Origin of the sequence: Halocatena pleomorpha (assembly GCF_003862495.1) — an archaeon.
Taxonomy (GTDB): Archaea; Halobacteriota; Halobacteria; order Halobacteriales; family Haloarculaceae; genus Halocatena; species Halocatena pleomorpha.
This window is the reverse complement of the sequence record NZ_RRCH01000028.1, coordinates 134,518-160,754: the sequence shown is the minus strand read 5'-3', so window position 1 is coordinate 160,754 and position 26,237 is coordinate 134,518. Positions and strand designations below refer to the sequence as shown.

At 51.1% G+C, this 26,237-nt stretch carries 16 protein-coding genes and 1 pseudogene; 5 read left to right on the top strand and 12 right to left on the bottom strand.

Features of this window, described 5'->3' with window-relative positions:
* The first annotated feature begins 1,184 nt into the window (after nucleotides 1–1,184).
* Entirely contained in the window at nucleotides 1,185–5,984 is a 4,800-nt protein-coding gene (locus tag EIK79_RS12680; protein WP_124955479.1) for a multicopper oxidase domain-containing protein, read from the top strand.
* Nucleotides 5,985–6,235: 251 nt separating this feature from the next.
* On the opposite strand, the gene EIK79_RS12675 is transcribed toward EIK79_RS12680, so the two are convergent.
* The 7 genes from EIK79_RS12675 to aglF all read right to left on the bottom strand — a co-directional run bounded on the left by EIK79_RS12675 (nucleotide 6,236) and on the right by aglF (nucleotide 14,242).
* Nucleotides 6,236–6,580 (bottom strand): hypothetical protein, encoded by a 345-nt coding sequence (locus tag EIK79_RS12675; RefSeq protein WP_124955478.1) that lies wholly within the window; start codon nucleotides 6,578–6,580, stop codon nucleotides 6,236–6,238.
* Nucleotides 6,581–7,498: 918 nt separating this feature from the next.
* Nucleotides 7,499–7,729, bottom strand: coding sequence for a metallophosphoesterase family protein (locus EIK79_RS18490; protein ID WP_221621749.1), 231 nt, complete (start codon nucleotides 7,727–7,729; stop codon nucleotides 7,499–7,501).
* 254 nt (nucleotides 7,730–7,983) lie between these two features.
* Nucleotides 7,984–9,516, bottom strand: a complete 1,533-nt coding sequence (locus EIK79_RS12665) for a hypothetical protein (RefSeq protein ID WP_124955477.1) — start codon at nucleotides 9,514–9,516, stop codon at nucleotides 7,984–7,986.
* Between the two features lie 376 nt (nucleotides 9,517–9,892).
* Nucleotides 9,893–10,882 (bottom strand): NAD-dependent epimerase/dehydratase family protein, encoded by a 990-nt coding sequence (locus EIK79_RS12660; protein WP_124955476.1) that lies wholly within the window; start codon nucleotides 10,880–10,882, stop codon nucleotides 9,893–9,895.
* 3 nt (nucleotides 10,883–10,885) lie between these two features.
* On the bottom strand, nucleotides 10,886–11,548 hold the full coding sequence (locus tag EIK79_RS12655) for an NAD-dependent epimerase/dehydratase family protein (RefSeq protein WP_124955475.1): 663 nt from the start codon (nucleotides 11,546–11,548) through the stop codon (nucleotides 10,886–10,888).
* Nucleotides 11,549–11,568: 20 nt separating this feature from the next.
* Nucleotides 11,569–12,774: an NAD-dependent epimerase/dehydratase family protein gene (locus EIK79_RS12650; protein WP_124955474.1), complete on the bottom strand. Its 1,206-nt coding sequence runs from the start codon at nucleotides 12,772–12,774 to the stop codon at nucleotides 11,569–11,571.
* Between the two features lie 733 nt (nucleotides 12,775–13,507).
* Nucleotides 13,508–14,242: a UTP--glucose-1-phosphate uridylyltransferase AglF gene (gene aglF, locus EIK79_RS12645; protein WP_124955473.1), complete on the bottom strand. Its 735-nt coding sequence runs from the start codon at nucleotides 14,240–14,242 to the stop codon at nucleotides 13,508–13,510.
* A gap of 842 nt (nucleotides 14,243–15,084) precedes the next feature.
* On the opposite strand from aglF, the gene EIK79_RS12640 reads away from it, so the two are divergent.
* Complete coding sequence (locus EIK79_RS12640; protein WP_124955472.1) at nucleotides 15,085–15,750, top strand: ABC transporter ATP-binding protein; 666 nt, start codon at nucleotides 15,085–15,087, stop codon at nucleotides 15,748–15,750.
* Between the two features lie 866 nt (nucleotides 15,751–16,616).
* Nucleotides 16,617–17,942, top strand: a complete 1,326-nt coding sequence (locus EIK79_RS12635; RefSeq protein WP_124955471.1) for an orc1/cdc6 family replication initiation protein — start codon at nucleotides 16,617–16,619, stop codon at nucleotides 17,940–17,942.
* Between the two features lie 231 nt (nucleotides 17,943–18,173).
* Here the strand turns inward: EIK79_RS12635 and EIK79_RS12630 are convergent, their stop codons facing one another.
* Complete coding sequence (locus EIK79_RS12630) at nucleotides 18,174–19,136, bottom strand: hypothetical protein (RefSeq protein WP_124955470.1); 963 nt, start codon at nucleotides 19,134–19,136, stop codon at nucleotides 18,174–18,176.
* Nucleotides 19,137–19,730: 594 nt separating this feature from the next.
* Here EIK79_RS12630 and EIK79_RS12625 point away from each other — a divergent pair.
* Nucleotides 19,731–20,828, top strand: a complete 1,098-nt coding sequence (locus EIK79_RS12625) for a DUF2304 family protein (protein ID WP_124955469.1) — start codon at nucleotides 19,731–19,733, stop codon at nucleotides 20,826–20,828.
* Nucleotides 20,829–21,227: 399 nt separating this feature from the next.
* On the opposite strand, the gene EIK79_RS18795 is transcribed toward EIK79_RS12625, so the two are convergent.
* The 3 genes and pseudogenes from EIK79_RS18795 to EIK79_RS12615 form a co-directional block, all read right to left on the bottom strand.
* Nucleotides 21,228–21,899, bottom strand: coding sequence for a glycosyltransferase family 4 protein (locus EIK79_RS18795; protein ID WP_233738147.1), 672 nt, complete (start codon nucleotides 21,897–21,899; stop codon nucleotides 21,228–21,230).
* 93 nt (nucleotides 21,900–21,992) lie between these two features.
* A pseudogene (locus tag EIK79_RS19310) lies at nucleotides 21,993–22,358 on the bottom strand (glycosyltransferase family 4 protein); the annotation flags it as partial.
* Nucleotides 22,359–22,362: 4 nt separating this feature from the next.
* Entirely contained in the window at nucleotides 22,363–23,661 is a 1,299-nt protein-coding gene (locus tag EIK79_RS12615; protein ID WP_124955467.1) for a sulfatase, read from the bottom strand.
* A 265-nt stretch (nucleotides 23,662–23,926) separates the two neighbouring features.
* Between EIK79_RS12615 and EIK79_RS12610 the strand changes: the two genes are divergently transcribed.
* Nucleotides 23,927–25,120 carry a glycosyltransferase family 4 protein gene (locus tag EIK79_RS12610; protein WP_124955466.1) on the top strand — a complete coding sequence of 398 codons (1,194 nt, stop codon included), beginning with the start codon at nucleotides 23,927–23,929 and terminating at the stop codon, nucleotides 25,118–25,120.
* A gap of 66 nt (nucleotides 25,121–25,186) precedes the next feature.
* Here the strand turns inward: EIK79_RS12610 and EIK79_RS12605 are convergent, their stop codons facing one another.
* On the bottom strand, nucleotides 25,187–26,173 hold the full coding sequence (locus tag EIK79_RS12605; RefSeq protein ID WP_124955465.1) for a GDP-mannose 4,6-dehydratase: 987 nt from the start codon (nucleotides 26,171–26,173) through the stop codon (nucleotides 25,187–25,189).
* Between the last annotated feature and the right edge of the window lie 64 nt (nucleotides 26,174–26,237).

The following is a 26,237-nucleotide window of genomic DNA, read 5'->3' as shown; positions in this document are numbered from 1 at the left end:
GACACGAAGTGATCGTATAGCGAAAGGATCGGATCGACGAGTGTCGTGCTTTAGACGGCAATCTGGTAATTGAAGTGGTGTCAGGTTCGTTAGATCGGTCTCACGGGTGTGTGTCATGGGCTGCTATTCATTACGAATGTAAGAGTGTAACGAGACTCGTCTCATCGGCTGCGTTCAGCTGATAGCAATCAGGTAACCAGGCAATCGCTTGAACTCAGCTGTTTCCAACCGGTGTTGAGTACAGTAAGAAGGAGATACAATATCACCGACTCTGTAAATAATTCTAAACTGTAGCCATCTATAACAATTAGGGTAAGAGAGCTACTGCTCAGCAGGTACAGTCCCGGAGAGAATGGCCGTTTGCAAGAATCTGTCCGCCGAAGTTAGCGTCGATCCCCTACTTCGGCGTGTAAACGGGAACAGGGCCTCAGAAAATTTTGTTCCTAATTCTATCGTAAATAAGTGGGATGTACGCTCCAGGAATGCCGTTGGTACACAAACTGCCCCCGGTGTCAGTTGTCCGTAGCAGGGTAATTCCGATCAATCCTGGTCTCGTTCGTACTGCTGTCGTCACTCATTGGCCTATCTATAACTAGTCCCACAATACAATCTGATACTGGTTAGGTAGATTTGTCATACATATGTACTACACAGGCAAAAATAGTAATGAATTGGTGGATAATACCCGCTAACTGCTATGTTTTAGGCAACTCTGGGCTTTTCATCGTAAACGCGATGTCTTTATTTCGTCGAGTTTGATATTCTTCCTCTGGTCTTGGACGATAACTTCGTACCCGAACTGCACCGTCTCTGTCCCTGACAGCCAGTGACTATCCTTATCATGTCCTGTCTCCGACGAACTGCATCCACTGGGGCATGGCAATGGCTATGGTCGATCGCAGATGTGACGATGGATTCTACGCCCCTAATGTCAATAGAACCGACAATAGAAGCGGACAATACCGTCTACCGGAAGGCAATCACCGAACGGGAGGAATTCTTGAACGATTGCAATATAAATTTGAATGGTTTGAGTTTGAATCCTAATGGAATCAACTGGTATTGGTGTATATCTAACTATAGACGGGCCATAATAGTAGTTAAATATATTATATATAACGTTAGCTTATGGGTATACTGTATGTAACTATTGGTTAAACGCTTTTAGAAGAGGTGAGAAAACTATGAGAAAAGAATCAACCAATGATGAACTGGATAGTAACACGACGGATACTTCACCTGCCGTCGATCAGGTCCATACCTCGCGGCGGTCGTTTCTCGCGGGGGGCAGTGCGCTTGCGACGGGAATCAGTAATCTGAATCTAGCCAATTCCGTGCTCCCGGAGGACATCCTTGCTAGGGTTCCGGATGAGCCTGCTAAGAATGGGAAAGTGCGCACATTCACAGTACACGCGATTTCTGTGGATATCCCCTATAATCGATTTGGACTCCATCAGCCCAAAGGGGTGATGTATGTCCTCGATGAGGATTTGGAGGCCGCCCGTGAGGCGTCCGGCACGTTCCCCGATGAGGGGTTCGAGGCGGCTGACGACGATGACGAGCGATTCGACTTCTACTCAAGCGTTAGACGGGAGAAAAAGGACAGGAAAGGAAAGAAACACAAAAAGGGAGCGCACAACAATAAGAAAGACCGGTGTGCGGATACCGATGAGGTCGAGTGTGACTTCGATATCACGCACGGTGAGGATCGGTGTGAAGACGATAACCACGAGGACGTTCCGACTTCAGTCCTCCGACCGCTCGTGATTCGTGCGAACGAGGGTGATCTCGTCGAAATCGAGTTCATCAATCATCTGGATCGTCACGCGTCGATCCACCAGACGAGTCTTCCGTACAACGTCAAAGACTCCGACGGGGCGAAAGTCGGTTTTAACCCGGATACGACCGTTGCGCCCGGTGACTCCATTACGTATCGTTGGTTCGCGAGCCATCAGGGTGGCCACTTCTTCTATGACTTGGCGAATCCTGCGATGGACAGCGCTGCGGAGCCACCACAAAAGGCAAACCTCCTCTCGAAAGGCCTGTTCGGCACACTAGTTGTCGAACCCGAAGGAGCGACGTGGACAGACCCATTTACCGGGAAGGAGCTGCGGAGTGGAATTCAGGCAGACATCCACGATCCCGAATTTATGGGCACCAGCTACCGGGAGATCGTTGCGCACTACCACACGCCTGAAGGGATGGATCCGGATCTGACGTTTCCCGAGTCGGATACGGAGCAGACCGTGCACGCGATCAACTATCGCGCTGATTCGACTGGTCAGCGCGCCGATCCGGACTTACCGGAAACACCCGACCTCGACACGGCTCTCTTGGAAGAATTTTTCTACAACTCGTGGGTGAACGGCGATCCTGGTGGCGGGGACAACATGTATCCCGTCTACAAGGGCGACCCGATGAAGTTCGTCGCGGTCGGTGCCTCAACCGAGGAAAACCACGTCCATCACTTGCACGCACATCGGTGGAAGACAATCCCAGGTCGAACGGATTCGGACACGATCGACTCCCAGACACTCGGTCTTGGGGCAACTTATCCCGTCTTTTTCGTCGCCGGACACGGCGAAGCGCAGGGATCAGAGGCGTCTGGGCCTATCGAGACAGTTCGCCCGGATATGACCTTCGAGGAGGCGTTCGAAATCGGGGCCGGCGGAGCGCACGGAACGGCGGGGGATAATATCTTCCACTGTCACTTGTTCCCCCACTATGGCGAGGGGATGTGGGCCGGCTTCCGTATCTTCGATAAGGAACAGTGTGGTCTCAAGCCACTGCCGAACACCACAATCGCCAACAAACCAGTGCCTGATGAGGTGCCGTTCAGGGAAGGGATCTTGCCGGACGACTCGCCAATCCCTGGCTTTCCGGACTTCGTCCCTGCAGAAGTTGGAAGTCCGCCCCCAGACTCACCTCAGACAACAGGACCAAATCCGCCGGTAACTGGCCGGCAGCCCACTCCTGAAGAAAAACAGGCACTCGGTGACATTCAACCAGGCGCACCCTACGCCGACCCGTGTGATCCCTTTATCGATAACACCGCATTCGGCGGTCCGCCCGCTGGCAAAGACGCTCCGGTGAAAGAATACACGATCGTAGTGCTTCCCGCTGACATCGTCTATAACGACAATGGCGATCACGATCCCGAAGGAATCATCTACGTTCTTGAGGAAGACGCCGACGCGATTCGGAACGGCGAGCTCAATCCCGAACCGTTGTTCATTCGCGCGAACGTCGGAGACTGTGTTGAGATAACGGTCAAAAACGAGACTGAACGGCCGGTCTCGATTCACCCACATTTTGTGAGCTTCGATCTGCTGGGCTCGGACTCGCTTGCAATGGGCTTCAACTACGATCAGGATACTGAACCCGGACAACAGCGGACCTACCGGTGGTACGCCGACGAGGAAGGCCCGATCTACTTCCACGATCACATCTTCGGCATCGACGACGCCATGCACGGAGAGTTCTGTGCTCTTATCGTCGAACCCGAGGGTTCAGAGTACCTTGATCCATATTCGGGCAGCCCTATCAAGAGTGGTTCACAGGCGATTATCAAACGGCCGGAGGGCCAGAACGACTTTCGGGAATTCTGTCTCCACTACCAGGACTTCGCGCAACTCGTTAATCGCAAGGGAGAGTTCATCAACAACGAGGAAGAACACAACGAGAACGGTGGGACGATGGCGATCAATCTCCGGAATACACCGGTTTACCAGCGCGGCGATCCCGATCCGGCGTATTCGTTCAGTTCTGCCGTCCATGGTGATCCAGCGACTCCAGTCCTCGAAGCGTATTCGAACGACCCGATCCGGATTCGGCTGATTCAGGGCGTCTGGGAAGAACAGCACAATTTCCAACTGCACGGTCGGTTCTTCGAGACGGAGGGATTGGCCGTCGAGGACACCGTCTCGAACATCATCGGCACCTCCGAACAGTTCACGTTCTTCATTGACCCACCCCACATGGACGATGACACTGACTTCAAGCGAATGAACAACCCGTTCGGACTGCCGGTGCAAGACTATCTCTACGGCTCGGCTGTCGTCGATGATCTTTGGACCGGTATGTGGGGGATTCATCGCGTGTTCGACGCCAAAACACCGCATCTCAAGCCCCTCCCCGATCGTGGCCCGCCGAAAGGCGACCCCATCACCAAGACCGATCTACGGCGAATGGGTCACTTCGCACCATTCCTTGGCTTCAAACGGCTCAAACGCCTTGGGTACGAGGCGAAGCTACTGTACGACGAGAACGACGAGCAGGTGTTCCCGCCGGATAAGAATGCCCGGCAGAACAAGAACGTCGGCACGAAGCCGCCGAAAGCCCCAGATCCAGGCGACCCCTGTTCGGATAATGCGCCGGTGCGGCAGGTTAACGTGACGGCGTTCCAAACGGAAATCGAGTTCAACGGGTACGGCGACCACGATCCCTGTGGCATCATCTTCGCACTCGATGAACACGTCGAGGATATCAAGTGCGGCGACCGGCCCGCCGAACCGCTGATCATCCGGGCAAACGAGGGTGATTGTCTCGAGATCAATCTCACGAACGAACTACCGTGCGAACTTGACGCCGACCACGCACACCCGTTAATGCGGATCGAACGGCCATGGGAGCCCTCGAATCGGATTTCGCTGCACGCTCTGCATACTGATTACGACGTGAACGGGTCGGACGGGGCAACCGTCGGGTTCAATTTCGACCAGACGATCGCGCCAGGCGAAACGATTACATATCGGTGGTCACCGCACCAAGATCACCCCTTCGTCGCACTTTGGGACACCGCAGACATACGAAGTCATCGCCACCATGGTGCCTTCGGTGGACTCGTGGTCACACCACCAGACACGACGTGGCTTGATCCCGTGACGGCTGAGCCGCTCCCAGCAGGCGACAGTACAATGCTCAAGAATCCGCATGGGGCAGATAGACGGGAATTCACGCTGCAGATGAGCGACGCTAGATACATCATCAATCGTGATTATCCAGATAATTGTGTCGTCCCACCAGGCCCAGACACCGAGAACGCCGACGCCCCTTGTAATCAGATCGGTGATCGCGAGGATCAGGGCTACCCAGCCATCAACAACCGTTCAGAACCATTTATCCGGCGCTTCCAGACGGGGCCCGACGATCAACATCTCGTCTTCGACTCGGAATCACACGGTGATCCCGCAACGCCACTCCCCAAGGCGTTGGTCGGTGACGACGTCAGGTTCCTCGTCGGTAAGATGGCTGATAAAGCGCGTGGCCTCTCATTCCACCTGTCGGAACACCAGTGGCGACGCTTCACCCAAGTAGCCGACTCCCCAATCATCGGTGTTGATGATAGGTTTACGGTTGGGAGTGCCGATCAGTTGGACATGGTCAGCGGTGCTGGTGGACTCGCTGAGTGTCCCGGCGATTTCCTGTACGGCGAACTCAAAGAACGCCGGCGGCTTGAAGGTGGATTCTGGGGCATCTTCCGCGTCGGAAGGAATCCGGACGAATTCGCCACACCCATACAACCGCTACCCGAGAACGCACCGAAAGCCGACCTTCGGCCGGCAGATAGACTTGGCTGGAACGTTGCCAGCGGTGATCTTACCGAGACGGGAACCACTGATCTCGTGGTCGGCGTGCCCGAGAGCACTATCGGCGGGCCGAACGCTGGTGCCGTCTATATCTTCATGAATACCCCCGAACAGAAGACTATCACCGACCTCTCGACCGCAGATATTGCTCTCTACGGTGAGACAGTCGGTGCACACGCCGGAACCGATGTAACGGTCAAGCCGGCAACCAACACCGCACCGCCCACGCTCGTCGTCGACACAGACACAGACACAACGCACAGGATATCGGGTGGCAAGTCGTTCCAGCAGCAACTACATAACTCGACATCGACCAACCTCGATACGCTGTTAAATAACACGACGAATAACTCGATCAAAACTGTCGCACATCTTCAGGAGACCAGTAATCAATAAAGGGAAGAAACGACCGTTCGACCGCACCAGAACAACCATATTTTGTGATTGAAACGCCATCGTGATCGTCTCCAACAGGGCAATGAACCACCGAGTGGTGATCACGTGAGCGACGCAAGTGATGATCAACTGGAGAAATTGGCAGGTGAGCCCTATACGCATGAACAACGGCAGCTGAAACCTGCAGACGCAGTATCACCGTGTTCACCAGCACACCAATTATCACGATCAAATATACTCTGGGTAGGTCGTCACTCCGATTGGGTCGCTGCTGAGGGGTCGTTGAAGCCCACCGCTACATCACAAACGTAGATCTGGTCTAGCTCGCGAAGACGGGCGTGGATGTCGGCAGCTGTCGTTAATTCCACTTGTGTGGCGAACGCCTTGTCCTTGAGATGCTGGGGGTGTGGAGAATTGTCAATCGGCATACTGAAATACACATCTGCCCGCTCGTACGTCCCGCTGTCGAAGCGAAAGAATGCACACTCTGGTTCCATCACAAAGAGTGCAAGTTCACCCGCTTCGAGACTAGTAATCGCGCTCGCACTGAGATGTGATTCCAGTTCACGTCGAAGCTCGGCCGTAAGTCCAGACATTGGTAGCAATGAGTTCGTATCCGAGTTAAATCCGATTGAATACTGTCTGACTATATGAGTTAATAGACATAGTAAAACTTACCAATCTTCCTCATAGTATTCGATAGATACTATTCCCTCTAATGGTTATATGAAGTAGAGAAACGTAGTTTGGCGAGATAAATATCGAGATGGATTATGTAGTAGAAATTCTACTTAGACGACTTCAGGCTGCAAAAGCCACTCATTTACCAAGACCGGAAGGAGAAACATATCAGTTTGATAGACAACATTATACTGTAACGGTCCAGACACCTTAGTTGACAGCGCCTTTCTCATAAGGACCATTCATTAGCCGAGATGATGACAGTTTTTGACCATTAAACAACCATTTCCTTCAACATTTTGAGACGAAGCCGATTCTCGACGAACAGTTGCGATCAAGACGGGTAAATCACTGCAACCACTGAAATTGTCCAGAAACTAGTCCCATAAAATATATTTTATTTCTATCTGTACTCCATGTGGTGCGGGAAAATCAGATCAATCGTGCGGCGTCTCTCGGACCGTGGGGTGGTGGGTGGTGAAAGCAGGCTCTAGAGAGACGGATTTACCAATAGATGTTCTTGCACAGAAGACGATCACCTTAGAAGACACGCGAACACTGCCCCTCGCTCTCACTCGACGAGTCCGTGCAACGCGGCCGGCCCGTAATAGTAACTTGCGTAGTCCCACACACGCAACCATCGGAGTCAGTCACGGATTGTCTGGGGATGTTTATCGGGTGTGTCGGCGCGCCCGTTGTTTCGCGCCCGCCCTGCAGTGCATCGATGATCGTGCGATCGGTCTCATTCAGGCGGTCGTCGGCTGACGTGAATCGACGATACATCGAGCGGCTTTCGGGGCGATTGCGATAGGACTGTCCCCAGATTCTGGCTTTCAGTGAATCTTCGTCGGATAGTAGAGCTTTTCCGGCTCCTTGTGGTCGAATTCGTGGACGTTGTCCGGTAGACTGACGTAGTCGGTTGCACTTCCAACAGGATCGTGGTTGCCGGAGGAAGCGTATGCCGGGATCTCCTGTTCTACAAGCCAGTCGAACTGTTCGTTCAAAAACGTGTTCGCCTTGACGCTCCGTGAGTCCTCGCCGTATAGATCACTTGCGATAACCACGAAGTCGAATCTTCCTCAACCGCCGTGCCGAAGAGACATTCGACTGCAATATAGATAGCAGAATTGAGCGTGTCGATCGTTTCGGTTACGTGTCGATGCCACGTTTTGAGCTGACTTCCTACGTGGAAGTCCGCAGTATGTAAGTTATCTCGACAGCTTGCTCCCTAACAGTCTATTTCCGAAGCGTACATACATTCCATAGTTTTAATATATTTAAAAAATATAATATAAATGACTGCTACTATTTTCGTCCGTTAACAGTCTACCTTGCGCTTCTTTTTGTCGCGCTTGACGTCACCGTCTGTTTTGCAAACCTGAACGTTCTTATTGCGCTGGAAGTTGAGCTGTTCCGCCGTTGCGGCTCCTTGACCGATGGCAACGGCGACCGCTAGGAACTGCGCGTTCACATTCAACTGCCTGACAACCTGAGCCTGCGTGAAATTTTCGATGGAGTTGTTTTCAATGGGGTTGTCCTTCTTCTTGTAGTCAGCACCCCAAGCGCCGTCCTTCATCTTCTTTCCGTTCATTGCAGTAACGAGTTCGGTGCTCTCTGGCCTGACGTTGTTTCCGTTTGACTCCAGGATCTGCGCGTTGAAGTTACCTTGGTAGCTGGCCTGGGTGGCGTTGGCCTCGCTTTCGTCAATCGCGACAGCGAGAGCTAGGAGTTGGGCGTTGATGTTCGTCTGGAAACTGTCTTGGAACTGCGCGATACCGTTGGTGTCACCACGGTTATTCCGCTGGGACGAACCATCTTTTGCCCGCTTCACGTCCGAGTCCGAGTAATCGCCGTCCATCTCGGCGTTTGCTGCGAACTCCTTGATTGACATCGGTTCGAAGGCTACTGGTCCGTCTTTGATCTGGGCATTCTTATTGATCTGACGGCTTACCTGCAATGCCTTCGCAACGCTTCCCTCTCCGACGGCAATCGCGATTGCAACACCTTGTAAGGAAATGTTCGCCTGGTTGACAACCTGAGACTGACTGTTCAAGGATTCACCGCGGTAGCGGTGATCTTTCTTGCTGTTCTCAGAGAACGCGCTCGCAGCCTGAAGGTTCTTGTTTTTCTGGAAATTCTGCTGACGCGCCCTAGAGCGACTTCCGCCCTCAGCGATCGAAATCGCTGCTGCCTGCAGGCTAAAGTTGATCTGATCTACGTCTTGTTCCTGATCAATCTCGGTGTTCTCGTTATAGTCGGGTTGGTATGTTTCGCCGCTAACATGCCAGCCGTTGAACTTGTGCTGTTCGGTTTCCTCCGCTAAGATGACGTAGATGTTTCCAATGTTCGTAAACGTCTCCTCCCTCTCCTCATTACTTTCAGACATCGATCGAGGATCCTCTCCAGCCTGAAAGTTCGAATTCTTCTGGATTGTGCGCTGGAGTGCCTGTGCCTCCCCGCCGTCGATAGAGATGGATACGGCTAGCCCCCGAACAGCGACATTCAACTGCGAGACGTCCTGATACCGGAGATAAGGGGTTGATGAATTACTTGATACATCATCCATTCGTTTGTTTAGCCACGAATCAAGGTTATCCGACGAGGTATCGGCACCGAAGACGAGATACACGTTGTCCCCCTCTACATCCATGCCATCGTTACTATCCGCGCTTGTGGACGAGGAGATCCCCGTGACAGAAAAAGTACCAAGACCTGCGATCCCGATACCTTTCAGGAATTTTCTTCGTTGGAATCCTGTGAGGCTGCTGCTCCCACCACTCGTTTGCTCGGGAGACTGTTCGATGTGTTCACTGCTCTCGTCACGCTTACCTCCGTGTTTGCCTTGAGGCATGGTTGTTGGTTTGTCGGGTGTATCTATTGTAATGGTGCGTTTAATAGGTGTTATCTGTAGTATACTACGATGATAGTTGGTAGTTCACATACATAAAAATGAAATTTAGTGTTTTCTTGAATCAGCTATCGGTATCAACAGAGAAATAAATTGGATGTTGAGCCACGAAAGCACGTATCTATTGTGTAGTAATCAGCATCTCATATGTATATATTGTTGATGAAATAAAATTTATATTCTATAATTGATATTGCGCTCGCGGACTTTCACAGCGAGCCACACCTGAGACGGATTGGCCATGAATCTCCGAGTTGGGAATAATGTACCAAATTTGTATTCATGGGAGAAGATAGAAGTCGAAAGTCGATCTCGATGGTTACGCTTTCTTCCGAATAAGTTCCCGAACCGACTCCTCAACGGTGTGTCTGATTTCCCAGCCGAGCTCTTCGTGAGCCTTCGACGTATCGACCTTAAAATCAGGGACGAGCGTCTCGCTGGAGCGAGGGTTTTCGACGAGAGCAACCTCTTTCTCGATGCCTTCCTCCTCCAGAGCGATTTTTGCCACGAGCTCGGCCACTTCCATGACACTCGGGTCTTCATTGCTCGCTATTTCGTACTGATGAACACCTGTTTCACCAGACGAGAGCTGTTCGAGCAGTATTTCCCCGCTTCGTAGGTATGCGCGTACGACATCTTTCACGTGGATATAATTACGCGATTGTGTGCCTGGTTCGTAAACGGTCAATGGTTGGTCGGAGAACACTCGGTTGACGAAGAAGTTGATGACCGTTTCTTTCGAAATCGTCTTCCCCTTGATCTCATGTTCACCGTAGATGTTCGATTTGAGATAGAGATGCGCGGGGAAGGCATCAGTCACCATATCTTCGATAGTATGCTCACTGATGAGTTTTGTTCGGCCATACCAGTTCAACGGATTCCGTGGTAGGTTTACCGTGATCGGGGTTGTCGTGGGATCACCGAGCACAGCCATGCTGTACGGGAAAACGAGCCCAGCACCTGCTTTCCGGCAATACCAGACTACGTTCGCTGTTCCTTGAACGTTAACGTTGTACGCCAGATCTCGGTTGGTATCGCAACCATCGACACCGCTGATGGCTGCCAGATGCATGACGATATTTGCTCCGTCGAGTGTCGCTTCCAACCGGTCACGATTCCGAATATCCACGTGCTGTACGTCTACGTCTCCGATCCTCCTGATTGACCCCCGATAGAAGTTATCTAAGGCAATTAGGTTCCACTCCGGGTGGACCGCTTGTATTCGGTCAACGACACGGCTACCGATGAAACCGGCAGCCCCAGTGACGGCGATGGTCGGACAACCAGTTGTGTTTGTTTCAAATTTCATAATTTAGTTTACTTTTTCATTGTACATTCTTTCGATACATGTAATATCAATATCTATACTAGTGGTTTTACATATAATTTCTGCAGTATCGGACACTCGGGTTTTCTCTTCATCCCAACCAATATTGTACATTATATCGGACCAAGTATCCGGATTGCAAGCAGTTTGTTTTGGTGCCCTGGCGGCATCACCGACGTGAATAAATGGCCGTCTGTTTGTACCGTCACCGCGTTCGGTGAGTGGTTGATCTGTTGCCGTCCTGTAGGTGAGTTGGCTGATGGGAAAATGAAATCCGACTCCGGGCGTATATCCATAATTAGTGCTTATCCGGAGCGCGGTTCCTCGGAGGTGTTCATCGGAAACGGAGTCGACGAGTAACCGCTCGTCTTTTCGGTCGTAGGTACTTGACACTCCTGTGACTTCTTCGAGAGGAGTGATGGTATCAACTCCCTGCGTTGCATGTTCGACATTGCTGTAATCGTGAACGTCGTCTCGTTGAAATTCTACATTTGAGTCGCTTCTGATACACGCTCCAAGAAGGTTTCGCGGTGATCCAGTGGAAAAGGTATCCAAGCCGGTAGCGGTATCGACCGTTTCTTTGGCTTGCAACAACGGTACCAGTACACAACCGGTGTAACCACACTCACCTGTGACGAGAATATCCATGAATTTTGGAAGTCCTGTATTTAGTTGACCGCTACCTTTGATTCGGGTTCTATACGCTCTTCCAGGACGCTAGGGAGGAACCGATCCTCATGGCTCGAAATGGTCTCTTTGTACTGACTAAGGGTCTCGAAGATGTCCCGAACACCTCCTTCGAAGAATTGTGTCTGGTTGCCGATAAGATCCATATAGCGGCTGTTTTCCATCTCCATCTTGTGGGTTTCATCCTCGTCACGTGGGTTCTCAAAGTGTTCAACGGCGACGTTGTAATCGAACTCCGCGGCGACATCTACGATAGTGTTTGCCGCTTCTACAATGCTGATTGGCCGTGTCACTTGATTGTAGACGACGTAGTCGTCGGGAGGGGCAGCGTGATCAGATAGTGCTAATCGTGCCAACCCTTCAACCGCGTCTTCGAGACTAATAAACGGTTTCCGCTGTTCCCCTTTCCCGTACACCGTCACAGGATAGCCAGCAACTGCTTGTGCTGCAAAGCGATGAGATACCGTCCCGAAGTAATAATCAAAGTCGAATCGGGTCTTGAGTCGATAATTTTCGCCACGTGTTTCCTCAGTTTCGGTGCCGTAAACGATAGACGTACGAACATCACTGATCGGAATGTCGAACTGCTTATGCGCCAACCGCATGTTCGCCGCGTCGTGGGATTTAGTTAGGTGATACCAGCTACCAGCCATTGCCGGGAACGGCACCTCATCGCGCTCTTTGCCGTTCTCCATCACGGCACCGCCCTCTGGAATAGGGAATTCCGGGGCACCGTACACGCCAGTGGTTGTCGTCTCTATAAAATGAGCATCTGTAAGATCGTTCTCTTCAAGTCCCCAGAGAAGGTTGCGTGTCGCCTGTAGATTGTTGTGCTGCGTGTAGTTTGCGCACTCACCATTGATCTGTGAATACGGTGCAGAGGGTTGAGCAGCCGCGTGAACGACGGTATCGGGTTGGTGGACAGCTAAGAGGTTATCGACGAATGCTTTCTCGGTTAAATCGCCCTCTACGAACGAAAGGTTGTGCAGACCGAGAGCGGATTTTGCAGCCCCTAGACGTTCATCCATCGAGCACACAGGAACAGCACTGGTGCTTCCGATTTCGTCAACCCACCCGCGTCGACCAAAGTTATCGACGAGAATGATGCGATCATCTGACCGGTCGGCAATTCGCAACGCAGTCGGCCAACCGATGTATCCATCAGCGCCAGTTAGTAATACCGTCATGGCTTATTTGAAATAAGGACATAGGACATAAAAAGTATTTATATTGGATTTTAAAATTAACAAGATTTAAGTGAAATATATAGATAGTATCGTTATTGTTGCCATCAACACTTAACACTATCAATTAAGCACTAATTCATGTTTGCATCCCACTCCATCCATCCTCTCGGTAATTTTAAAATTACTTATATAGTCTATTTAATATATTTAGTAATAAATTAACATATTAATAGTAATTTTTTGATTCCATTTTTTGATTACTATTCTTTTCGTTGCTCACTCAATCGCTCCCAAATCTCTACGCATCCGGCACCGTCCTCAATATCTTCGAGATGTTCTTTATCGTCGTCTGCTTTCTCCTCTTCTTTATCGGTCATGTCCCACACAACTATTGATAGGATATATAATAAAATTTTTTCTGAGCCAGTATAAATTAAATAAAAATATTAGCTAATTTTATCCATCTCAGAGTGTCTTAGGTATAAGCAGGACGAACTGATGGCACTCAACACCTCTTTTTTGATCGAGGATACGGTGCGCCGAATGTCTCAGAAGCGACCGATTCCAGAGATCTGTCCAACGATGTCCTCAGCATTGGATCGCTCAAGTCGAATACCATGGAATTCAATATAATATTAATAAAAACATTAAAAATCAAATATTTCTTCTTAGCAATGTAGGTCTGAAAGACGTAAAACCCACACCTGAGATTCTGTTCGCCGTTTTGGTTTCTTCACGTAGACGGCGTCTTCATTTCCATATCCTCCAACCGCACTTCCGCTTCCTCCTGGTCTTCCGGATATCCGATGTCCATCCGCCATCCTTCAAGTCGAATGGCATCAATTGTACGGCCACTACGAACCAGTAGATCGATCGCTTCGCTAATCTCATACTCGCCACGGTTCGAAGGTTGTACGAGCTGGCACGCGTGGAAGATTGCCGGTGAGAACGTATAGAAACCAGTCATGACGAGATTTGTCGGTGGTTTTTCGGGTTTTTCGATGACTTCGGTTATCTCACCGTAGTTGTTAGTGTCACAGACACCGTACCGGCTTGCTTCCTCGTAGGGAACTTCCTCCACGAGAAACGCGGCATCGGCTCGGTCTTCCTGTTGCCGATTGATTACATCGCCGAGGTTTGCGTCGAAGACGTTGTCGCCGAGCATGAGCATGAAGTCGCTATCAATGTGTTCTTCGACCGTCAACAGTGCATGAGCGAGTCCGTTTTGCTCGCGCTGATGCGCGTAAGTGATGGGGATCTCCTCGAACGAATCGCCGTAGTGGCTAATGATCTCTTCTTTCATATATCCGACAACGACGACAAGTTCTTCTGCTCCCAACTCTCGTAACTGTTCGAAACAACGCGTGAGAATCGTCTTTTCCGCAACCTCGACCATTCCCTTTGGTTTCTCTTCGGTCAAGGGACGCAACCTCGTTCCCTTCCCCGCAGCAAGTACAACTGCTTTCATGATACAAACCATCTGTTATGGGGTGCACAATAATCTTTCTATTAATACTAACTAAATATAAAATATTAAAATTTATGAAGATAGTGTCATTAGACGTGGGATGTCGATACGACGATGGCCGCGTGCCTCATCGAGAGTGACGTGACGTAACGAATATAAATGTCGATAAATCGACATTATCTTCGTCGCGCTACCGACGCCATCACGATTGGATAGAAGTATTTGATGGCTAATCTTATCGTCGTCGATGGACAGAGAATCATCCAATCTCGTGATGGAATCACCTGTAACGGATTGACTTGGTAACGGCCAATTCCTACGTTTTGTTTCGACTAATGAATAATAGTTCAAAAAGAAGATCATTTCTTGCTCGATTTTAACTCCGGGACGTCTAACTCACCTCGGAGATATTTTTGTTAGATAACTTATGTACATAAGCTCCTTCTATCACTTTATGAACTAATTCATGAGGCTCTTAGAGTCGTAATTGTCGTCATTCCTCGTCGGTCTCGAACTCTTAGTCGGCAATCGTTTTCTCTGACGGCCGCCACACTACCACCAATCTGGGTCATCATCTTCGGCATCGATTGTGTGAGTATCAACTGGCGTGGTGCTACATACCGCCCCATATATTACATTAGATAAACAATAGAAAAATATTTCTGCAAAGAAACGACAGAGATAGGTGTGAAGGAACTCCTCACGTCTGCAATCAATATCAGCCGTAGAGAGCTTACCTCTAAAGACCGGTCGAAATAACCAGATTTATTTCTTATGATATTTCAAGAAAATAAACTCATTAGAATCAAAATACGACCGAGCAAAAATAATCCGGTGAAACCATGACTGAGACCGTGTTGGACGCCAACAACATTCGTGTCGTTCGGGACGGACGGGACGTTATCGAGGACGTTTCTCTCTCAATCCCGACAGACGACCAACTCCTCGTTCAGGGTCCGAGCGGCGCAGGAAAGACGACGTTGTTCAACGTTCTTGGCTTGCTCGATACGCCGACGGACGGAACGGTCAGAATTCGGGGTGAGGACACCGCTTCGCTCACCGAGCGAAAGCGCGCCGAACTTCGACGGGAGACACTCGGCTTCATCTTCCAAGACTTCCAACTCATCGAGGATCTCACTGCGTGGGAGAACGCTGCTCTCCCGCAGGAACACACCGGCACGCGAGACGAAGAGTGGCTCGGAACGCTCCTTTCGCAGTTGGAGATCGAGGACCGCGCCGAACACTATCCCGCAACACTGTCGGGTGGGGAGAAACAACGGGTCGCCATCGCCCGAGCGCTGGCGAATCGTCCTGCCATCGTGCTCGCTGATGAACCGACTGGCCAGCTTGACCCCGAGACGACCGAACAAGTGCTGGATCTGCTGTTTCGGCTGCAGGAGACCGCCAACACCGCACTCGTCGTCATTAGCCACGATATGCAACTCGAACCACGATTTGACACCGTGGTTCAACTGAAAGGCGGGAAGATTCGTACAGAAACAGCGTGAGACAGAAAAAAGCGCTCAAGCCCGAGATATTACGGAAAATCAGGGGGGGAAAGCCCCGTCGTTTACAGTAGTTACCGAATCTAATTCGACTCGGTACAGAGCTGATCGGTTTGAGTTGGGCAGTCATATATTGTCACTAAATGGGAAATTATATTCAGGTTGTTGGAATCCAGAATCATCTTTATCGATTGTTCGCTGGGACCACACACGCACACAGAGTCACCTCTATCGATTTGTTTGGGACACATCCAAAGATAATCTGATCCAAACGGAGATGGTTCCCGAACCGTGGAGGGAAACTACGGATGGGGAAGTTCTAAATAGAAGATAGATTATGTTTTTCAAGGTTCTGGCTCTGGAACCACCCTCACACCTCTATCGATTTGTTCTCACAAAAAAGAGCACCACGAAGACAGCTTAGCACTGATGAAGTTGTAAGATATTCCATAACCAGAAACTCCCTTCCTTTTCTTCTGTAGCTTATTTTCCATTTTTTCGAGACCGAGACGATATCGAACAAATCGATAGAGGTGTGTCTCCACTAGCTGGGTTAGTGTTGAAACTAGAAGAAATACGAATGGATAAAAAGAGGAATAGCCCGTTCAAGGAAATATTCGGTCAGGAAGTAGCAGCGTAATCAAGGTCAAGTTACTCTCATCCCTCCTTTATAGTTCGAACAAATCGATAGGGGTGAGAGGGTGTGTTTATGCTCCGTGATACTATCCAAAGAAAGCCTCCCTAACAAATCGTCGGAGGGCTGCAGGTGAAACGCAGTAGCTCTTTGATTCTCTGCCCCTGAGTCTCATAGCGGTCAAAAAGAAATCGACGGAGGAATCTTTTAGTATCCTGCTGGAGTGGGGTGCGGTATGCCCACGGATCCTAGCCCTAAGAACTCCTCCAAGTCCACGGGTTCTATCAAAGATCTTATCCTTGAGCAGGAAGAGGCCGCAAGTCTCATCAAAAATCGGTCTCTTCTTGAGCCGAACGAGATCGTTGACGAGGAGCGCATTGTCGGTCGTGACTCTCAGCTCACCAACATCACTCAGCATCTTCGTGTTGCTATCAGCAATGAACGTCCTCCAAATCTCCTTCTCTACGGGCCATCAGGGACTGGAAAGTCACTCATCATCAACGCTGTCTGTGGGAACATCGTTGAGCTTTGTGAGAGCCGTGATATCAGGTTTGGGGTGATCCAGATGAACTGCCAGAACGTCGGGACTCTCGGCTCAGCAGTCTACGAGTTGGCCCGAAAAGTCGCCAAAGACATCGGAACAACTGCTGAAGTACCAGAACACGGCGTCTCAAACAAGAAGAAATGGCGAGAACTCTATCGGCTAATCAACGAGCACTACGACACCGTTGTGTTCATTCTCGATGAGCTCGATATGCTTGTCGGGCGTCGAGATAAGGATGAACCAGCCTTCTCTCGTCTTCTCTATCAGCTCTCTCGTGCTGGAAGCACTGACGAGATTACCGCCCAAATCTCCGTAACCGCCATTACTAACGATACAAAGATGATGGAGAGCGTGGGGAGTCGTGCTCTCAGCTCATTTACGCCTGAGGACGTTCATTTTAGCGACTACGACGCTAACCAACTCCGAGAGATTCTTCGAGCTCGGGAAGATGCTTTCCACGAGGATGCACTCAGTGACGATGTCATCCCACTCGCAGCAGCATTCGCCGCGCAAACCAATGGGGACGCACGGAAAGCGATCGACCTGATGCGAACAGCAGGATCGATCGCAGAAAAAACCGGTGAGGACAAAGTCCGCGAAGAACACGTTCGAGAAGCCCAAGACAAGGTTGAGAAGAACCGCGTTCTAGAAGTGACTCGTGGAATTAGTACTCAGAAGAAGTTCTGTCTCCTTGCGACCGCTGCTGCTGCTCGGGAAACTGGGACTGGAGCAGTAAAGAGTCCGCTTAGCTACCGAGTGTATCAATATCTGACAAGGACGCTTGATGCAGACCAGTATTATCAAGAAACATACGTGAATAAGATGAAAGAACTCACGACGTATTCTTTGGTCGAGACAGAGCGGAAAAGTCAGGGGCCGCATTCGGGGAGCTACCTCGAGTTTACGTTCGGAGAGGACCCAAACACCATCGTTGAGACACTTCGAGAAGATTCGCGACTGAAGAACATCCACGCGGACGAATTACGGACAGTCGTGAAAGCTCAGATCAATCAGTAGCTCCCTCCCGGAACAAATCGATAGGGGCGCCTCTCTCTCGTTCCAATCTACGGCACTGTTACAGTGCACCTGAGCATGTTGCCTTTGTCGCAGGTGGGCGCAAACCTATCGATGGATCAAGGAACGGATCACAAGTTTGAGGAAGCACTGTTCGAGATTACCTCAGATGATTCCTCACTGAAATGGTTCTCCGGTCGAGTTGTCGTGAACCGTGTGGATCAATCCCACCATCTACGGGCCAACAGAGCCGCCATTAAAGTAGGTAATTCCGTTGTCGGCGTCTACGCCCTGGCCACCACGCACGTAGAAGATATCCTCGCCTTCCCACGGACCCTGATTGTGCCGGACCCAGCCCATGCCATGACTGCACCGCACAAGTTCTCCTTCGCCCTCGCGGGCGGCGTCGGCATTGCCGGTCGGGTACTGGATCTCGGCGTTGCCCCACCGCTTGAGTCGGATGCCCTGATACAGGTAGTTCCGGAGGGTACACTGGCCGATCTTGCCGCCGGTGATGGTGTAGTAGACAATGCAGTAGTTACGGTCAGTCCTATCGGTCGTGGGCAGAAAGTCACAGTCCTTGACGGTGATGCTGCTCGCGCCCTGAGCGACGACTGAAGCTTGGTCGTCGGTGTACGGCGACGTACCGACGAAGTTGATGCCCCCGACGTGGGGGTTCGCGATGCCGGTTGCCCCAAAACACGTGAGCGACTTGACTTCAGCACCGCCGCCGTTGATGTCGATCTGGCCGCCCGTCTCGATCTCTCCGATTTCGGCCGGTAGGTAGGCCGGGATCGTCACGTCCTCGTTGTAGGTCTGACTGCTCTGGAGGTTGATGTTCAGCGCGTCGCGCATGAACATGTAGACCTCGTTGTCAACGGCGGCCTGAATCGAGGTGTAGTCGCCACCACCGGTCTTGTCCACGGTCACCGATCGGTCGCCGTTCGGGCTGATGAGCCCAGGATAGTTGCCGGTGTCGACGCTTTCGGCCGATATGGGGGCGACTGCTCTCACGGAACCAGTCGAAGCTGCCAACCCACCGCTGACAAGTGCGGCCAGTCCGGCGACACTACCAGCCTTCATCAGATCTCGACGGCCCAGTGTAACGTCCTGCTTTGCTCGTTCAGTGTCGTTTCGCCTGACCTCGCGAGGGTCCTCATCGGAACTATCGTCGTTATCTGCATCGTTTGTGGGCATCGTTGTCGTCCAGATACTTTCGTATTACAAGCAAATAACCCTATCGATAACAATTACTGAAATAATGTATCGTCTCACTGGTCGGGCTCACCGAACAGTTTGGCTTTGACCTGAACGACTCCGAGCACAACATCGTTGAGCAGTTGTTTCAGACATATTCTATGCGGATTGAGCGATTTCACGGAGCACGGAATGGCAGTTAAGCCAACGCCGACCATTGCTGACTACCCCAACCAGTACTGGAGTCACCAAACCATGGAGAATCAGTCGCCAATCAATGCCTTCAAACAACGTGATCCAATCTAGCAGTACCACTAGTAGTTGATAATGGATAGATAAGGTTCCTATTGCAGAGTTGACTACGAAATTTGGACTGTCTATCTAAATTTCTCCAATAGATATCGATGACAAATCGTACCTAGCCGACCTCAGATTAATGGGGAAATGTAGACTGTCGATATGTTCAGCATTGCTTGTGCATTAGAAATTTATCCAGCTAACTCCTACGTAATGCTAATGTCCAAGTTATTACTTAATAAATTCTGTAGCACAGCAGAGATACATTTTCCATCAGATTCATGTAGCAACATGTATATGATACCATTCTCCCTATACAGTGCTTACCTATCAGCTGCTGATCCGGTCGTGCTGGGCGCTTCCGGTCTCGACAGCCGGGAACTCACAGGGGTGCTGCTAGTCCTTGCGGTCGTGATCTTTTTGTGGGGATTCGAGCGCTACCGTACGACATTCTCGAAAACAGAGTTTCTCGTTGCACTATTACTATCGGTCGGGACTCTTGTTATTGGTGTCTTCCCGGACGTATTCGATCGGCTCGGTGAGGCATTGAAGATCGATCAGCGCTCGTTTGCGATCTCGTTGGTTGTCAACACCGCGGTGGTCTTTATCATCCTGTATTTGCTCGCACAGATGCGTGCGAACCAGCAGTCGGTAGCCGACCTCACCCGGACGTTGGCCATCGAGCAGGCGGACAACGATGACGCTCCCAACGAGCCGACAGTGTGTGTCGTCATCCCGGCATACAATGAGGCTGAGAGCATCCGGGGTGTCGTTGAGTCGCTTCCCGACGTGGTCCATGACCATACGCTCACGTCGCTCGTCGTCTCCGATGGTTCGACCGACGGGACGGCGGCGCGGCTTGAATCGACCGACGCGATGGTCGTTATCCATCCAATCAATCAAGGACAGGGCAGTGCGCTCAGAACGGGCTTCGAGATCGCCGGGCAGAATGGAGCAGATATCGTCGTGACGATGGACGCCAACGGCCAACATCCGGTTGAACAACTTGATGCTCTCATCGAACCTATCGTAACAGGCAAAGCGGATTACGTCGTTGGCTCCCGGTATATTGGGGCGGACAGCTCGGGCAACACCGTTCACCGACGGTTCGGTATTCGGGCCTTGACTACCCTCATCAACGCGATGACGAAGGCAGGAATCACTGACTGCACCAACGGCTTTCGTGCAATTCGGACCTCGACACTCAGCGAGTTTACGCTCACTGAAGAGCGATTCAGTGCACCCGAACTCCTCATCGAGGCTCGTAAAAACGGGCTTAGAATCCTCGAAATTCCTATCACTGTCACCCAACGGGAAGCTGGTAATACCAAGAAGCCTACGCTTGGGGATGCACTCGGACTCACGCGCACGATTTTCATCACCTGGATTCGATGACCGTCCGCGGCCGATCGGCAGGCGTACGGTGACAACGGTCTCCTCTCTGCATCTGCAATATATCTTCGGTCAACTGAACTAGGTTGACAACCGTAGGTCTGTCGGGAGGATGCTCATCTCCCTGACTTCGCACGTGAGGAACACGCCCTCAATCTGGTACATTAGCTCGTTGCTGTTGTGATTGGGACTGTTGAGCGCTCAGGACAGAGGGCTTGCACACCTGTGTTTACAACAGTACGTGTGTAATGACACAATACAACAGTACGTGTGTAATGACATTAGACGAAGACGGTTGCGCACGAGACCGACTTTGCAAGATCATTTGATTCTGTGAAGCCCAATGTGATCCAGCCCGATGTTATTATCCGCTTTCACACTGACGTTCTAGAGATAGAACGCCTAATCCATAGCCTTAGAAGCTGCAGTAATTAGTCGCTCCATATACGCTCGTATCGAATACTTCTCAAGCGTCTGTTCGTCAACCCCCGTCTTCATCGCTATTTCGTCCGTCTCGATTTTGTGAGGCAGTTCGTCTAACGGGCCAACGTGAAGTCGGTCGTGAGACAGATGGGGAAGTATACCGACCGGAGTCGCGAACACATCGGAGCTCAGCGCGAGCGCTTCGAAAACGACGGTCGGGTACGCTTCCGCGGTTGATGTGAGCAAGAGCGCATCCGCCGCTGCTATCGTCCGGAGTGTTTCATCGTGAGAAAGTTTCCCAATGAGTGCCACACGGTCCTCCAACCGCTCTCTCTGTATCCTTTCGACTAACGCCTTCCGTTCTGGACCATCGCCAACGACGATGAACTCGTACTCCGACGGTAACTTTTTGGCGATTTTGACGACTGCAGTCGGGTTCTTTATCGGAACCAGCCGTCCAACAAAAACGAGAAAGTTCGAATCCGGTGTAACACCGTGGCGTTTTCTGGTTCGCTTTACGTCGAGTCCGTCCGCGACCTGCTCTATCTGCTCAGTCTGTAGATTTCCATGAAGGACCTGTGCGAACGCGGACGACTTCGCTTCAAGAATCCCTTTGATTCTCGGTGAACGACAGAATGTGACGTCACCCATCCAGAATCGAAAATTGACTCGTTCTAATATGAATCGTGGCGAAATCTGAAACGAAGCGTCCATCGACGGAGTATACCCGACGAATGTAACGTGAGTGATGCTGAATAGTTTCGAGAGCACCGTACCCGACCAGTACAACGCGTGTGAAGTGGTGTGTATTGTCTTGACTTCGTTCGCAGACAGATATCGAGCCACGAGGGGAAGCATGAGAATCGAATACAGGGCACGAGTGAGCATTGAAACCGGAGAGTAGTTCGGATAATTCGACGGCTTGGACGGTATCGGTCGCCGTATCGTTACTCCGTCAACGACTTCTTTGGGCAGCGTCCCCTCACGTTTTGGAGTAAACACCGTGACCTCGTGTCCCTGCTCTGCGGCGCATCGGCAAAAATGCCATCTGACTAGCGCTCCGCCGCTTATCTTCGGATAGAACTCCTCGGCAAGTACTACAATGTGCATCTTTTTACTTGTACCCGAGTGCTTCGAGTCGTTTTTCGATCGTATCGCCCGTCGATGCTCCGTCTTTCTTCTGGAATCGAGTCCCCAACTGTTCGTCGCTGTGCTTCAAAAGTATGCGTCTGAGGGATTCATACGCCTCCCGGTCTGGTTCCGAAAGCGATTCGGCATCGACCACATCTCCGTCCGGAAGGCGAATCGCAGTTTCGGAGACGATATCCCCAGAGCCCAACTCGCGCGTCATTCGGTATCCTCGCGTGATGTTGTAAATAGCGAACTGTCGTAACCCCTCCCGCTCGTTTTCCCCAGTCGCGCTACTGAAGGCGAACTCGTTTCGTCGGGAGTCATCGAAAGACAACAACGATTCACCGGGCAGTGTTTCGCTCGACTTATCGAGGAAATCGAGCATCGTCGGAAAGATGTCGAGCGTACTCACCACATTATTGATGACATTCGGAGCGACATTCGGTGTCGAAACGATCATCGGTACGCGAGTCAGTTCTGGATACACGAACCGTGGATGTGCGTATCGACCATGTTCCCCGAAGAGGTCGCCGTGGTCTGCGGTTAGTACGATCAAGGATTGTTCGAAGAGGTCGCGTTTCCGAAGCTGATCAAGGAACTGACCGATCCACGCATCGACATACCGAATCTCACCATCGTAGAGATTTTTCGCCAACCGAACGTCCTCCTTAGACGGCGCTCCCTTTGCCAACCGATCGTAGAGACGCTGTGCATCCACTTTCGAGATCCGTGAGGATTCAAACGGTGGATTGTACGGTCCGTGAACGTCCATGTAGTGATTCCAAAGGAAGAACGGATTTTCGTCGTCAAGCGAATCGATCCAGTCGAGTGACCGTCGGTTGATTTCCTCAGCGCGCGCATGATACTCCCCTCGGTTGAAGACGAACCTGTCGAGTGCGCGTTGAGCGAGCGCAAACAGCCGACTTCGACCGAGATACATATCGTCGTAGAACTTATCAAAATCTGTATCAAAACCGTACGCCCGAGAGACGTACGGATTCGAGTGAAACGCTCCGGAGATGTGCGTGTCGGCCACCGAAGTAGCGATGGTCTCAGAGTCAAGTGAAAAATCTTCCACAATGGCGTTTGTCGGGTGACGACCAGTGAGGATAGACGGAACCGCTTCGCGCGTGTGCGAACTCGTCGAATATGCGTTTTCGAAGTGAAGAGAATTCGAAGCGAGAGTATCGATGTTCGGAGTCGTCCTCTCGCCATATCCGTAACAAGTGAGGTGGTCTGCCCGGAGAGCGTCGACGCTGAGAAGGACAATATTTTTCTTCATCTATTACAGTTAGATAAATAATAGACGATAGTTAATGAGGCTAACGGTAAAACAAGGATCCTAAAGACACATCAATAGCAAGGGATATCGTTCATAACTTTCCTCTCCAACAGATATAACATTATAATATAGCGGATGGTAACTACATTAAAGGAGATTTCGCACAATAATAGGTGTTGATGCAATGTCTCAATTCCTTCCAGGGTCAGCAGAGATCGAATCGGTCCATCATCGCACGTCTTGAACTCCCTCGGTAACGATATTTATGTCAGATAAATTAGAAACTCAACCACGCTCCTCGGAGCAACCCATATCGTTCCTGTATCTCAATAATACGGATCCAGAATCGGGGGGCGGTGGTGACCTTCGAATTCTTGAAGAGGCAAAGGAGCTGGCAAAGCGGGGTCACAGGGCGCATATGCTCGTTAGCCGAACCGATCCCGAGTGCCCATCGCAACGGCAAATAGACGGTGTAACGATACAGACCGTGAAGTGTCTCCCGGATACGATGGCCAGAATTCCCACGGTCTACTTCTATCTTTCTCGAATGCTCTTCCCGTTCTTCTCCATCGTCCCGATTCTCTCGTTGGTTTATCGCGACGATTTCGACGTGCTGGTCGACAACTTCACACCCCATCCGAGTTTAGCGGCACCCATTGCACAGATTTTTTCGCTCTCGTCAGTTGCCGTCGTCCACGAGTATCACGACCGAACGGCATTGAAGAAGTATCCCTTGTTTATCGGACTCATTCAACTCGTCGTTCAAAACCTCCTTCGTATGGGATTGTATGACGCTGTCGTGGTACCACGGGAACTCACCAAAGAACAGTTACAGCAATATGGTGTCGACGCTCCGATATACGTCGTCCCAAACGGCATCGATTTGAAGCCGTTTAAGCGGATCGATGCCGTTGACGAATCACCCTACGAGCTGGTCGTTGTCTCTCGGTTGGAACAACGCAAAGGCATCGATTTACTCGTCGAAGCGATGTCCATATTGGCACGGGAGAAACCAGATATACGGCTCGCAATTGCGGGAACCGGAACCGAACGGGAACGGCTAGAGCGGATGGTCGAAGAGCGAGGGTTGCACGACCAGATCGACTTTCTGGGATTCGTCTCTGAACGCCGGAAAGTGGACCTACTCAACGGAGCGGAGATATTCGTCCTTCCGTCACGGCAGGAAGGATTCGGAATCTCGGTCCTCGAAGCGATGGCCGCAAACTGTGCCGTGGTCGTCAACGATCTTCCGGTCCTTCACGAACTCGTTCCCGAAGAGGGAGGCGTCTTCGCCGACGCAGCGACTAGTGAGGAGTTCGCTGATGCGCTGTCCACACTGCTCGAAACTGACCAGACTCGACGACGGCAGATGGGCGAACGAAATCGAAAGGAGGCAGCCAAGTATTCGTGGAAGAAGGCCGCTGTCGAAGCAGAAAAAGGATACCATAAACATCGTTAGCCGACAAAGCAGTATTCACCGTTCGTGTCTGTCAAAGAACGAACAGTCCGTCTCGCGGCCCTTGCGTCAGGAATTCATTACGAGCGGTTCATACCAGTCTCGATTCTCCCGATACCAATCGATGAACTCGTCTACCCCCTCACGGATGGAACGAGTCGGCGTGTAATCTAACAGTCGTTGTGCCTTCGAAACATCCGCATGAGTGTGTTCCGCGTCGCCCTCCTGTCGTTCGGCAAATTGGATCTCTAAGGTCGGGTCGATGGTGTCACGGACCGTCTCAGCGAGCGTCAGGATGTCGATCGTATCGGTCGAACCGACGTTCAGCGTTTCGCCGTCTGCTTGGGAAGTGGTGAGCAGTTTCCCGTTTACGCGGGCAATGTCGGCTATGTAGGTAAAATCGCGCGTTTGGGTTCCGTCGCCGTACACTATGGGGGATTTTCCTCGGAGACACCGCGAAACGAAGTTCGAGATGGCCATATTGGGACGCATTCTCGGACCGTAGACCGTGAAGTAGCGGAGTGAAACGGTTGGAAGTCCGTAAATCTCGTTGTAGACACGAGCGTAGTGTTCGGCTGCGACTTTCGAGACGCCGTAAGGGGAAACGGGTGATCGTGGATGATCTTCGTCGTAGGGGAGGTACGCGGGTTTGCCGTAGACGGACGAAGACGAAGCGTGGACGACACGTTCGACATTCACTTTGCGGGCGGCATCGAGAACGTTGACGGTTCCATCAACGTTGTATTCGGTCACCATTTTCGGGTGGTCAACGCTGGTCCGAACGCCCGCCTGTGCGGCCTGGTGGAACACGATGTCGGTGCCAGTGATCAGTTCGTCGAGAAGGGTCGTATCGGTAACGCTCCCTTCAACGAATTCGTAACTCCCGTCGCTCTCGCTTGTTGCTCTATGTCCGACATCGATGTTGTGTTCTTTCAGTCTGAGGTCGTAGTACGGTTCGAGATTGTCGAGGACGGTAACGTCATGTCCTCGTCGAGCGAAGTTATCAGCGAGGTGACTGCCGATAAAACCGGCACCACCAGTGACGAGTATCTTCATAGCACCAATTCAATCTCCAAAATTAAGTTACTTTTGTAATATTTTATTAATTAATAATAGGGCA

Bases quoted from the DNA above. Each gene is read 5' to 3' on its own strand.
- EIK79_RS12665 (WP_124955477.1), bottom strand. From the start codon at position 9,516: ATGCCTCAAGGCAAACACGGAGGTAAGCGTGACGAGAGCAGTGAACAC.
- EIK79_RS12655 (WP_124955475.1), bottom strand. From the start codon at position 11,548: ATGGATATTCTCGTCACAGGTGAGTGTGGTTACACCGGTTGTGTACTG.
- EIK79_RS12660 (WP_124955476.1), bottom strand. From the start codon at position 10,882: ATGAAATTTGAAACAAACACAACTGGTTGTCCGACCATCGCCGTCACT.
- aglF (WP_124955473.1), bottom strand. From the start codon at position 14,242: ATGAAAGCAGTTGTACTTGCTGCGGGGAAGGGAACGAGGTTGCGTCCC.
- EIK79_RS12650 (WP_124955474.1), bottom strand. From the start codon at position 12,774: ATGACGGTATTACTAACTGGCGCTGATGGATACATCGGTTGGCCGACT.
- EIK79_RS12635 (WP_124955471.1), top strand. From the start codon at position 16,617: ATGCCCACGGATCCTAGCCCTAAGAACTCCTCCAAGTCCACGGGTTCT.
- EIK79_RS12675 (WP_124955478.1), bottom strand. From the start codon at position 6,580: ATGTCTGGACTTACGGCCGAGCTTCGACGTGAACTGGAATCACATCTC.
- EIK79_RS12605 (WP_124955465.1), bottom strand. From the start codon at position 26,173: ATGAAGATACTCGTCACTGGTGGTGCCGGTTTTATCGGCAGTCACCTC.
- EIK79_RS12640 (WP_124955472.1), top strand. From the start codon at position 15,085: ATGACTGAGACCGTGTTGGACGCCAACAACATTCGTGTCGTTCGGGAC.
- EIK79_RS12615 (WP_124955467.1), bottom strand. From the start codon at position 23,661: ATGAAGAAAAATATTGTCCTTCTCAGCGTCGACGCTCTCCGGGCAGAC.
- EIK79_RS12630 (WP_124955470.1), bottom strand. From the start codon at position 19,136: ATGCCCACAAACGATGCAGATAACGACGATAGTTCCGATGAGGACCCT.
- EIK79_RS12610 (WP_124955466.1), top strand. From the start codon at position 23,927: ATGTCAGATAAATTAGAAACTCAACCACGCTCCTCGGAGCAACCCATA.
- EIK79_RS12625 (WP_124955469.1), top strand. From the start codon at position 19,731: ATGATACCATTCTCCCTATACAGTGCTTACCTATCAGCTGCTGATCCG.
- EIK79_RS18795 (WP_233738147.1), bottom strand. From the start codon at position 21,899: ATGGGTGACGTCACATTCTGTCGTTCACCGAGAATCAAAGGGATTCTT.
- EIK79_RS12680 (WP_124955479.1), top strand. From the start codon at position 1,185: ATGAGAAAAGAATCAACCAATGATGAACTGGATAGTAACACGACGGAT.